The following is a 10,694-nucleotide window of genomic DNA, read 5'->3' as shown; positions in this document are numbered from 1 at the left end:
CCCATCAGCGGGTCGCGCGGCAGCGGCACGGTGTTCTTCGCGCACTGCCCGCTGCGCTGCGTCTACTGTCAGAACGCAGTGATCGCCGCGGGCGAGGCGGGCGCGGAGGTGAGCGTCGAGCGCCTGGGCGAGATGTGCCTGGAGCTGCAGGAGCAGGGCGCGCTCAACGTCAACTTCGTCACGCCGACGCATTACGCTCCCGAGGCGCGCGCGGCCGTCGCCTGGGCACGCGAGCGAGGGCTGGCGCTTCCCGTCGTATGGAACACGTCCGGGTACGAGACGGTCGCCGCTGTGCGGGCGAACGCGGGCACGGTCGACGCGTACCTCGCGGATTTCAAGTACGCCGACGCCGAGCTGGCGCGGCGCTACTCGCATGCGCCTGATTACCCCGAGGTCGCCCTGGCGGCGCTCGAGGCCATGGTGGAGGAGGCGGGCGGACCGACGTTCGACGAGGTGGACGGCGAGCAGCGTCTGACCGGCGGCGTCGTGGTGCGCCACCTCATGCTGCCGGGCGCGCTGGAGGACTCGAAGCGGGTCGTGCGCCTCGTGCACGAGCGTTTCGGCGACGCGGTGCTGCTGTCGCTGATGAACCAGTACACGCCCGTGCTGGCGGACGCCGCGAAGGCGGGCGACGCGCGAGCCGCGGCGACGCTCGACCGCTGCCCCGAGCTTGCCGAGCGCGTCTCCGACGACGAGTACGAGCTTCTGCTCGATTACGCCGACGAGCTGGGCGTCGAGGACTACTTCTGGCAGCAGGGCGGAGCCGCCGAGGACAGCTTCATCCCCGCGTTCGACCTGTCCGGCGTGCGGGAGCCCGATCGCGCGTAAGGCGGGCTCTACCCTCCCTCCCTCGGCCGTCCTTGGGCGCATTCCTCCGCTCCGAATGGCGAAAAGAGGTTGAATTCGGAAGCATCGAAGAGGGTTGCGCGTGCGGAGGCGCGCTTGCTTTGGCATCGCCGCAGGTCGTGGAAGCGGCTGGATTCCAACGAGGCGCACCGGGCGGGTTCGATGAGCCTCGTCCTTCCGAATTCGATGCTTTTTCGCCATTCGGAGCGCGGGGGGATGCATGGGCTGACGTTGCCGGGACGCCGCCCCTGCCGTATTTTGCCTGGGCTTGTCTGCTTTGCGCAGCAGAGCGATGGTTGGAACAAATGTTTCACGTGAAACAATCTGGCGAAGACCTGCGGCTGGAAACGGCATTTCGAAAGACCCGCCTTCGGGTATGCGGGGGCGGTTGATGGATTCATCGCGGTTGTTCCGACGGGGAAACGGGTCGGCGCCGCGTTGGCATCTTGACCGTCGACGCGAATTCGGGGTTCGCGCGCGAGGACGGCCTGCCTGCGGTTAGCCGTTGGCGGAAAGAGGGGGCGGCCGCTTCGCAGGGACGCGCGGACGCTAGCGCGGGGAGATTTCCTTTCCGGGGAGGTCTTCCTGCATCTCGGTGATGTTCTTCCAGAAGCGCTTGGGCATGAACTGGCGGCGCAGCTCGGGGTTGTAGCGGGCCTCGACGGCCACGGTGTCGTAGAAGCGCTTCCAGGCCTGCTGCATGAGGCGTTCCTCGGACGCGCGGTCGGGCAGGTCGACGTTCTCCGTCTGGACGAGGTACCAGTCGCGCCCTTCGTAGACGCCGGCAATGTTGTGCGCCTCGTCGAAGATGATGAAGGGCTGCGTGTTGAAGCGCCCGCTGAACCAGTCCATGAGCAGCGGGATGACCGAGGCTGCGGGGTTGCAGCGCGCGAACCACACGCCGTTCTCCAGATGCTCGAAGCGGAGGAACTGCAGCATACGATGCCGCTCGTTCATGACGGAGCGGGCGAGGCGGTGGAGCGGCTCGACGGCAGGGTGGGCGAGGTCGCCCAGCACGCTGCGGCGGGCCTTGCCCGTGCAGGCGAACTTCCCGCACGCGCCGCCGCATGATCCGCGGCGCTTGCAGCCGGAGCAATCGTGCGGCCTGTTCTGCGCCATGGCGTAGCGGATGAAGCGGTACACGATGGTGCCGGCGTCCGGGTGGTCGCTGAGCGAGGCGTGCTTGACGGCATCGTAGGCGGCGTCTCCGCACGCCCTCCTGATGCCGCGCCGAACGCGCACGGCATGCTCCTCGTTCGTCTCGATGACGCGCACGGTTTGGCCGAGCCGCGGCTGCAGGACGTCGGCGCGGGCGATGTCCTGCGGGTCCTCGCGGCGCGCGTACGCCTCGAACACGGCGGACAGCAGGCCCTCGAGCGAGCCGTCGTGGCAGTAGGCGACCTCGGCCAGGGGTTCTTCGGGGAAGAGGGGCTGGTTCTCGGCGGGCTTTCGGCTCATGCGCACACGGCTTCCGGCGTTTCGAGGGCTCGCTGCCAACCGTACGTCCCGTCGGCGCTCGCGGCGCGGCCGGACGACGACGCCGCGTTCGAGGAGCGCTCCGCATCGCTGCAAGACGCCGCTGCGGTCGCATCGCCGCTTTCCAGCGCGCGTGCGCCCGACCCGCCCGCGATGCGGGCCTTCTCGGGCGTCTCGACGCTCTCGAACAGGCTCATCTGACCCGGTGTGGTCTTGTCGGCGCGCCGCCCGTGGTTGCCGCCCTTGATGGGCGCGGCAAGCTGCGCGCGCAGCCCTTCGCGCGAGAAGTCGACGCCGCGCCCCGAGTAGCTGCCGCTGCACGTGATGAAGAAGCGGGCGCGCTTGTACGCGATGCCCAGCTTGCGCAGCTCGGGCTCGCGCAGGCAGGTGGTGCGCCGCGCGCGCACGATGAGGTTCGCTCCGCGCACGCCGATGCCGGGCACGCGCAGCAGCGCCTCGAGCGGAGCGGTGTTCACCTCCACGGGGAAGAAGTCCAGGTGGTTGATGGCCCAGTTCGCCTTCGGGTCGAGGTCGGGATCGAGGAAGGGGTTGTCCTCGTCGATGATCTCGGTGACGTCGAAGCGGTAGAAGCGCAGCAGCCAGTCGGCCTGGTACAGCCGATGCTCGCGGTTGAGCTGGACGGCGTCGGTGCCGGGCAGGCGCTTGTCGTCGTTCACCGGCGTGTAGGCGCTGAAGAACACGCGCTTGAGCGACAGCGTGCGGTAGAGCGCGGCCGACAGGTTGAGGATCTGGAAGTCGCTTTCGGGCGAGGCTCCTACGATCATCTGCGTGGACTGCCCGGCCGGCACGAAGGCGCGCTCCTTCTTCTTGGGGCGGATCTGCCTCATGTAGGTGGTCTGCTTGCGCACGAGCGCGCGCGTGTCCTTGTCCACGGCGATGTTGTCGCGGATCTGGCGCATGGGCGCGATGATGCGCTGTTTGTCCTTCTGGGGCGCGAGCAGCTGCAGGCTCTTCTGGGAGGGCAGCTCCATGTTCACGCTCATGCGGTCGGCCAAGTGCCCCAGCTGCTGCACGAGCTCGGGCGAGGTGCCGGGCACCGCTTTCGCGTGGATGTAGCCGCGGAAGCCGTGCTCCTCGCGCAGGATGGACAGCGTCTGTATCATGAGCTCGGTGGTGTAGTCGGGGTTGCGGATGACGCCTGAGCTGAGGAACAGGCCCTCGATGTAGTTGCGGCGGTAGAACGCGATGGTGAGGTCGGCCAGCTCGCGCGGCTTGAACGCGGCGCGCGGCACCTCGTTCGACGCGCGGTTCACGCAGTAGGCGCAATCGTACACGCAGACGTTGGTCATGAGCACCTTGAGCAGCGTGATGCAGCGCCCGTCGGCCGCGAAGCTGTGGCAGCAGCCGGCGGCCAGCGTGTTGCCGAGCTTGCCCTTCTGGGCGTCGCGGTCGATGCCCGAAGACGTGCAGGCAACGTCGTACTTAGCAGCGTCGGCGAGAATCTCGAGCTTGGCAACCAGATCCATTCGTCCATCCGTTCGTCAGATCAAATGTTCGCGGGAATGTTTGTTCGTATATGGTACGCATACGAGTGTTCGAAGTCAAGGGTAGGGAAGAGGAGTCGAACCCGGATTCTTCCGCTCCTTGCGGCATGCGGCGGCTGTGCTGGTTTTCGGAGCTGCTGGAGCGGCATCTCGCATGGAGCGTGCGGATCGGTTTTAGTTGTCCGAGGGCGCTTCATGCTTTCCGACGAACCTGCACGCCGTGCATTCTCGCGTTTTCCCCTGTCTCTCGACGGCTCGGAGGATTCGCTTCGCGACGAGCAAGGGTATACTGATGCTTGCATGATATAGAAACGAGTGCGAAGGAGCGGGCGATGGTGGCGGTGCTGTGCGTGGGTTTGGGCGGCTTCATCGGATCGGTAGGGCGCTATCTGCTGGGTCTCGTGCCGGTCGAGGGCGACTTCCCGCTCATGACGTTCGCCGTCAACTTTGCGGGCGCCGTGCTCATCGGGGCGGTGTTCGAGGCCGCCACGGAGGGCTCCGGCTTGCCTGACAACGCCGTGTTGTTCCTCAAGACCGGCGTGTGCGGCGGCTTCACCACGTTTTCCGCGTTCTCGCTGGAGACCCTCGCCTTGCTCGAACGCGGCAAGTACGCGACGGGCGCGCTGTACGCATGCGGAAGCGTGCTCGCTTGCCTTGCCGGCGTCGTGATAGGGCGGCTGGCCGTGCGCGGCGTGCGCGCCGCCCTGACCGGCTCGGCCGCGGCGTAGGGGCGGGCGCCGCGCTCTGCGCGCACGCCCCTACGCCCTTCGATCTCGCGCCCGCCGAGCGGGTCGCGCTATTTCGCGCGGGTCGCGTTGCCCGGATCGATGGACATGCTCTGGAAGCGGTTCTCCATGTACTGGTTGTCGAAGTGCTCGGCGAAGAAGTGCGCCACGGCCGTCTCGGGAGGTTTTCCAGCCTCGCGCTGGTACCAGCAGTCGAGCGACAGCAGCGTCATCGCCCCGTCGACGATCATGAGCGCGGCGCACACCGTGGTGACCGCGTAGCGCCAGTTCCAAGGGATGAGGTTCACCAGCTTCAACATCCAGGGAAGAAGCAGCTTGATCCACACCACGCCCAAGACGCCCCACATGGCCATGAACATGCCGTTCGTGCGCCCGTCGATGGACAGGAACGTGCCGGAGTAGTCCCACGCCACGATGCCGAAGGCGAACTGCATGAACCAGCTGGTCAGATACTCGAACGCCCCGCCGATGACGGCGCTCACCAGGAAGATGAGCACGACGTTCTTGTCGTGGAATCGGTTCAGGGCGACCGTCATCAGCACCGCGCCGAAACCGTAGATGGGCGAGAACGGGCCGAACAGCAAACCCGCGCGATCCTGGTAGTGCCCTGGATTCACGACGAGGAAGTGGTATACCGTCTCGATCATGAGTCCCAGCACGCAGCACACGACGAAGATCCAGAACAGGTTGAAGAAGTTGAGCGCGATGAAGCCCTTGCCGGTCTCGTCGCGGCCGAGCGTGCCCTCCTCGGCCGCCTCGCGCGTTTCCATATCGCGCAGTTTGCGGCGCAGCTCGCGCTCTTCGGCTAGCGACGGGTCCACGTAGCTCGATAGCGCGACGAGCACGACCAGCACCACGCCGTAGGGGATGAGATCGGGCGTGAGGCCGCTCAGCATCATGTCGCAGAGGATCACGAGGATGAGGATGACGATCATGACCTCGGCGATCTGGGCCGTGCGGCGTCGTTTGTCTCGCAGCAGTCGGATGCCCAGGATGACGAACATGGCGGACAAAACCGTCATGAGCACCGCGTCGGAGACGAAGATGACGAGGGCGGCGGCGGACAGCTCCTCGACGATGGCGCCCTGCTGCAGGGCCATCACCATGCCGACGATGAGCAGCGCGAGCACCGGCACGAGCGCTGCGCCGCTGACTATGCACAGGATGCCGAACACCTTGAGCGGAAGGGGGATCTTGCTATTGGACGCAGGCGCGCCTTCGTCGAGGTCGAGTCCGTTCTCGACGCGGTCGTGCTTACCCATGGCGATGTTCTCCTCGAATGCGTTTCTATCTGTCGCGTCAAAGTATAGCCGAAGAGCGGGCGCCTCGCGCGGCGACTACGACGAGGGGCGCGGCTCGTCGGGGGCGACCTCCTCTACGAACCAACGCGGGCCCTCGTAGAACAGGTACTTCTCGCGGCCGTTCACGGACACGAGGTAGCGGATGCCCGTGCCGCCCACGCGCTGAGAAGCGCGTCGAATGGCCTCGTGCACGCGGTCGATGGCGAAGATGCGGCCGTCGCGCCAGACGATCTCGAGCGGCGTGAGCCGTCCGTCTACGTCGATGCGCGCCGTCACCTCCACATATGTTTTCCGAAAAGCCATGACCGCAGGAAACCACGCCGAAGCGCGGCGCGCCAGGGGCCGCTCCGAGCTGTAGCGCAAGGGATGGCGACGCGTAAGCGAGCGAGGGCGCCAACGCGCCGCAGGAGCGGGAAGGGGCGCTCGACGCGCCCCTTCCCGCTCCCTCTTCTTTTTCGATGCGTTCGATCCTCTACTCGATGTCGTTCAATTCCTTGCCGGCGTACTCGTGCGCCGTGAACAGCAGGATGATGCCCGCCACAAGGCAGATGCCCATCATATAGTACGCGGGCATGAGGCCGTTGCCCGTGGCGTCGATGAGCGCGGTGGCCACCATCGAGGCCGTGCCGCCGAACACCACGTAGGCGATGTTCGACCCCAGCGCGGCGCCGGTGTAACGCACTTCCGTGGGGAACATCTCCGCCTGGTAGCAGGCGATGTTCGCGTCGTTGAACGAGAGCGTCACGCACATGATGAGCTCCGCTGCGATGACGATGGACAGCTGAGCCGTCTCCAGCATCATGAAGGCGGGGATGCTGAGCAGGATGAACGCCACGCACGAGCCCAGCAGCATTTTCTTACGTCCTACGATGTCGGATATCTTTCCGGCGCCGAAGATGATGAAGATGTACGTGACCAGCGCGATGTCGGTGGCAAGCTGGGCCGCCGAGGCTTCCATCGCCGTGTAGCTGGTCAGATACGTGGGCAGGTAGGTGAGCACGAGGTAGAAGCCGACCGAGTTCACCATGGTCGCCGCGATGCTGGTCGCAAGGCGCTTCTTGTACTTCTTGAACACGAGGCGGGTAGGCCGCGGGGCCTCTTTGGCCGGATCGGCCGTCGAGGTCATCTGCTGGTAGGTGGGGGAATCCTCGAGCTTCGTGCGGATGTAGTGCGCCACGAGCCCCAGGGGTCCGGCCAGCAAGAACGGAATGCGCCATCCCCATGAGATCACGTCGGCTTCGGGCAGCAGCGCCTTGATGATGAGCGCTGCGGTGGAGCCCGCCAACAGACCCGCCGCGGTGGATGCCGGCACGAGCGAGCAGTACTTCCCGCGATGGTTCGCCGGCGCGTACTCGGCCAGGAACACCGCTGCTCCCGAGTACTCGCCTGCAGCCGAGAATCCCTGCACGCTGCGCAGGCACAGCAGCAGGATGGGGGACAGCAGGCCGATCGTCTCGTACGACGGCAGGCAGCCGATGAGGAACGCCGCGCCCGTCATCATGAAGATGGACAGCGACAACGACCATTTGCGCCCCTTCTTGTCGCCCATGCTGCCCCAGAACGCCGCCCCTAACGGCCGGAACACGAACGACAACGCGAACACCGCGAACGCGAGCAGCGTGGAGTTCACCGCCGACTCGGGGAAGAACACGATGCCGATGGTGATGGCGAAATACGTGTAGGTGGCGTAGTCGAACCATTCGATGAAGTTGCCCAAAAACGAAGAGATCGCCACCTTGAACGGCACTTTCGGTTGTGCCTCCGTTACTGCTGCCGCGCTCATCGCGACACCTCCTTCATCGATTCGTCGAGGCCGGCTCCGTCGGGGACGTCGACCTCCTCATGCCTCGTGAGCCATGCCTTCTCGGCTTCGCGCGCCTCCCTCTCCTCGTGCCACTGACGCAGCTGCCGGGCCGCAAGCGAGTCTTCGGGAAACGGCTCGGCCAGGCCGCGTTCCACCAGCTGCTCGTCGTGCTTGACCCATTTGAAGAACTGGACCCCCATGAGGATCACGATGACGCTGAACGGGATGCCGCCGGCGATGGTGGCGAATTGGATGGTGCTGAGGAAGTCCTGTCCGGCCGTCACCATGAACAGCACGGCGAGCGCCGTGATGCACAGCGCCAGCAGCGCCTTGAAGCCGCGGCTCTGGCGCGCGGCGGGAGACACGAAGTTCGACAGCGCCATGACGCCGGAGTCCACCGAGGTCACGATATAGCCGCCGATGAGGATGGTTGCCAGCACGGTCAGCACGCCGCCGATCAGAGGTACGCTGTCGATGGTGAGGAACAGCCCCATCGAGGAGTCGGCGTTGGTCTGTGCCACGATGCCGGGGTCGGACATGGCGGCCCACACGCCGGTGCCGCCCACCACGCACGTCCATACGATGCATACGGCCGCGGGCACGAACACCACGCCGCCTACGAACTCGCGCAGCGTGCGCCCGCGGGAGATGGTGGACACGAAGCCCGCCGTGAACGTGGCGAACGCGAAGCACCAGCAGAAGATGAAGAACGACCAGAACGCCTGCCAGGAATCACCGTACGAGGCGATGCCCGCGCCCAGGTTCACGGCTTCGGTGAACCCGCTCATCAGCATGAACTGGTCGATGAACACGCTGAGCGACTCGGGCAGCACGCCCAGGATGTACAGCGTGGGGCCGAAAATGAACACGGCAGCGACGAACACGATGGACATGACGGCGTTCGCGTTCGAGATCTTCTTGATGCCCCTCACCACGCCGAACCACACCGACATCGTTGCGATGGAGCCGAACAGGATGACGAACGCCACCTGCAGGGCTTGCCCCGTCTGGATGTTGAAGATCTGTTGAATACCGCTGTTGAACTGGTACGATGCAAGTCCGAGCGACGTGGTCAGCCCAAAGATGGTGGCGATGACCACGAGGATCTCCACCACGATGCCGACGGGCCGCTTCGCGCGGGCGGGGAACAGATCCTCCACCGTGCCGCGGAACGTGGTGTCCTTGTGCATGTTGTAGCGGGCGTAAGCCATGAAAAGCGAGACGATGGCGTAGATGGCCCACGCCGGGATGGCCCAGTGGAAGTACGTCCATGCAAGCGCCGTGTCTCCGGCGAACAGGGGGTCGGGGGCGTTGAACGGGGTGCCCCCGTACATCATGATAGGCTCGGCCACCGCCCAGAACACCAGGCCCACGCCCTGCCCGGTGGCGAACAGCATCGCGAACCAGGAGAAGTACGAGAACGCGGGCTTGGCGTCCTTGCCGCCCAGGCGGATCGAACCGAGCTTCGTCACCGCTACGAATATGCATACGGCGAAGCACAAAAACGCGCACAGCACGATCCACCAGCTGCAGTACTGGGTGACGAACGTGCGCAGCACGCCAACCGCGTTGATGAACGTGTCGGCGCTGACCAGCGCGATGCCTAGCACGACGGCGACGATGGCCACCGACGCGGCTCGGATGACATGGTCGTGCCTGACCGTGCGTCCGAGCCGTGCGGTCAGGGCTTCCTTCGGCTCCGGATCCACTTCGCCCGACTCGTTCTCCACCTCCATGGGGTGGACGTGCTTGCGCGCGTCGTCGTCCGAGCTCTTAGACCTCATGGTAGTCACCCTCGCCCGAGAACTCGTGTTTCACGGCTTCCACCATGTGCTTCACGGCGACGTTGCGCAGGATCGCCCCCTTCTCGCGCGAGGATTCCACGGGCGAGGACAGGCAGCCCGACGGCGGCGTGTAGCCGGGTACGATGGGCAGCACGTCGTAGTTCGGCAGCTCGGCCGGCAGCCCCTCGTACAGCGGGTCGTCGGTCTTGCCCAGGTCGACGAGGTCGGGGTGGAACAGCAGCATGAGCGACGTCTCCATGACGCCGGCGTGCTCCAGATCCCAGCCGGTGAAGCCGTCGGGATACAGGGCCTCGATGGTCTCGTCGTCGACGAAGTCCCAGTACGACAAGAGTTGGATCTTCACGTCGCGGATGCCGTTCTCGCGCGCTTTCTCCAGCGCCAGCTCGGCGCCTTCGAAGATGAACTGGTAGTTCTCGTAATGACCGTTCATCAGCACGATCTTGCGCGCACCATGTAGGATGAGGCCGAACACCACGTCCTTCGCCAGCGCGATGAGCGTCGTTCCCGACAGCGACGTGGTGCCCGAGAGGTGGAAGCCGCCGCCCGAGCGCTGCTGGGAACGGTAGCCGTAGTTGATGGGCGCGGCCACGACGGCTTCCATTGCGCCGTCCGTGTCGGCGACGAGCGCCTCGGCGGTGGCGCCGGCCATCGCCTTGGTCAGCGCGGCGTCCACGCACATGGCCATGTGGGAGCCGTGCTGCTCCAGCGCGCCGACGGGGATGAACACCACGGCATCCTTCGCCAGCTTCTCGCGGTAGGTGAACGCGTCCATTTCCTCCATGTACACAGTGGGTTTCATAGCTTGTCCCTCCTCGAATCGGAAGGAGCCCGCCATGCGCGGCGGGCTCCGATGTCGTCAGCGCTTGGATCAGTAGTCTTCCAGCAGGTCGACTTGGGCCTTGCTGGCGCGCAAGATGAAGTTGCGCTTGGCTTGGGCACCGCCCTGCGCCAGCTTGCGCAGGATGAAGCGCTTGAGGCGCGGGTAGTCGCTCATGCCGTACCAGGCGAACGCGGTGCCGCCCGTGTAGGCCTCCACGATGCTGTGGACCGGCAGGCTCGCGTCGCGCTTGGCGTCGAGGGCCAGGTACTCCTGGATCTCGGCCGCGCACACGTCGCGGATGACCTCGGCGCTGATCTCGAGGTCGCGCGCCAGCTGCCTGAGCTGGTAGGCCACCTCCGCGTCGTCGGCGTGCGGGAAGTACGTCACGTCG

Annotated in this window: 9 protein-coding genes and 1 pseudogene; 2 read left to right on the top strand and 8 right to left on the bottom strand. The window is 65.7% G+C overall.

From position 1 onward, the window contains the following. Nucleotides 1-828, top strand: an 828-nt coding sequence (locus ACMO6A_RS03210) for a radical SAM protein (RefSeq protein ID WP_418470771.1), incomplete at its 5' end; no start/stop codon positions are given. A 567-nt stretch (nt 829-1,395) separates the two neighbouring features. Here the strand turns inward: ACMO6A_RS03210 and ACMO6A_RS03205 are convergent. Together ACMO6A_RS03205 and ACMO6A_RS03200 are read right to left on the bottom strand one after the other, a co-directional pair. Continuing rightward, entirely contained in the window at nt 1,396-2,304 is a 909-nt protein-coding gene (locus tag ACMO6A_RS03205; RefSeq protein WP_015760419.1) for a TIGR03915 family putative DNA repair protein, read from the bottom strand. After that, complete coding sequence (locus tag ACMO6A_RS03200) at nt 2,301-3,809, bottom strand: putative DNA modification/repair radical SAM protein (RefSeq protein ID WP_015760420.1); 1,509 nt, start codon at nt 3,807-3,809, stop codon at nt 2,301-2,303. Before ACMO6A_RS03200 ends, ACMO6A_RS03205 begins: the two co-directional genes overlap by 4 nt. 350 nt (nt 3,810-4,159) lie before the next feature. Here ACMO6A_RS03200 and crcB point away from each other — a divergent pair, with 350 nt between their 5' ends. Beyond that, complete coding sequence (gene crcB / locus ACMO6A_RS03195) at nt 4,160-4,555, top strand: fluoride efflux transporter CrcB (protein WP_015760421.1); 396 nt, start codon at nt 4,160-4,162, stop codon at nt 4,553-4,555. A gap of 68 nt (nt 4,556-4,623) precedes the next feature. Here the strand turns inward: crcB and ACMO6A_RS03190 are convergent, their stop codons facing one another. The 6 genes and pseudogenes from ACMO6A_RS03190 to ACMO6A_RS03165 form a co-directional block, all read right to left on the bottom strand. Then, the gene (locus ACMO6A_RS03190; protein ID WP_015760422.1) at nt 4,624-5,835 is read right to left on the bottom strand and encodes a putative ABC transporter permease; all 1,212 of its coding nucleotides are present in this window, start codon (nt 5,833-5,835) and stop codon (nt 4,624-4,626) included. 75 nt (nt 5,836-5,910) lie between these two features. Continuing rightward, the gene (locus ACMO6A_RS03185; RefSeq protein ID WP_015760423.1) at nt 5,911-6,177 is read right to left on the bottom strand and encodes a hypothetical protein; all 267 of its coding nucleotides are present in this window, start codon (nt 6,175-6,177) and stop codon (nt 5,911-5,913) included. A gap of 169 nt (nt 6,178-6,346) precedes the next feature. Continuing rightward, nucleotides 6,347-7,657, bottom strand: coding sequence for an MFS transporter (locus ACMO6A_RS03180; RefSeq protein WP_114534301.1), 1,311 nt, complete (start codon nt 7,655-7,657; stop codon nt 6,347-6,349). Further along, nucleotides 7,654-9,462, bottom strand: a complete 1,809-nt coding sequence (locus ACMO6A_RS03175; RefSeq protein ID WP_244059416.1) for a BCCT family transporter — start codon at nt 9,460-9,462, stop codon at nt 7,654-7,656. Before ACMO6A_RS03175 ends, ACMO6A_RS03180 begins: the two co-directional genes overlap by 4 nt. Beyond that, nucleotides 9,452-10,282: a creatininase gene (locus tag ACMO6A_RS03170; protein WP_009304706.1), complete on the bottom strand. Its 831-nt coding sequence runs from the start codon at nt 10,280-10,282 to the stop codon at nt 9,452-9,454. Before ACMO6A_RS03170 ends, ACMO6A_RS03175 begins: the two co-directional genes overlap by 11 nt. 69 nt (nt 10,283-10,351) lie before the next feature. After that, nucleotides 10,352-10,694 (bottom strand): annotated as a pseudogene (locus ACMO6A_RS03165) (hypothetical protein); the annotation flags it as partial.

Source organism: Eggerthella sp., assembly GCF_048329335.1.
Lineage (GTDB): Bacteria > Actinomycetota > Coriobacteriia > Coriobacteriales > Eggerthellaceae > Eggerthella > Eggerthella lenta.
Note: the sequence above shows the minus strand (reverse complement) of the source record. Positions and strands in the feature narration are given on the sequence as shown.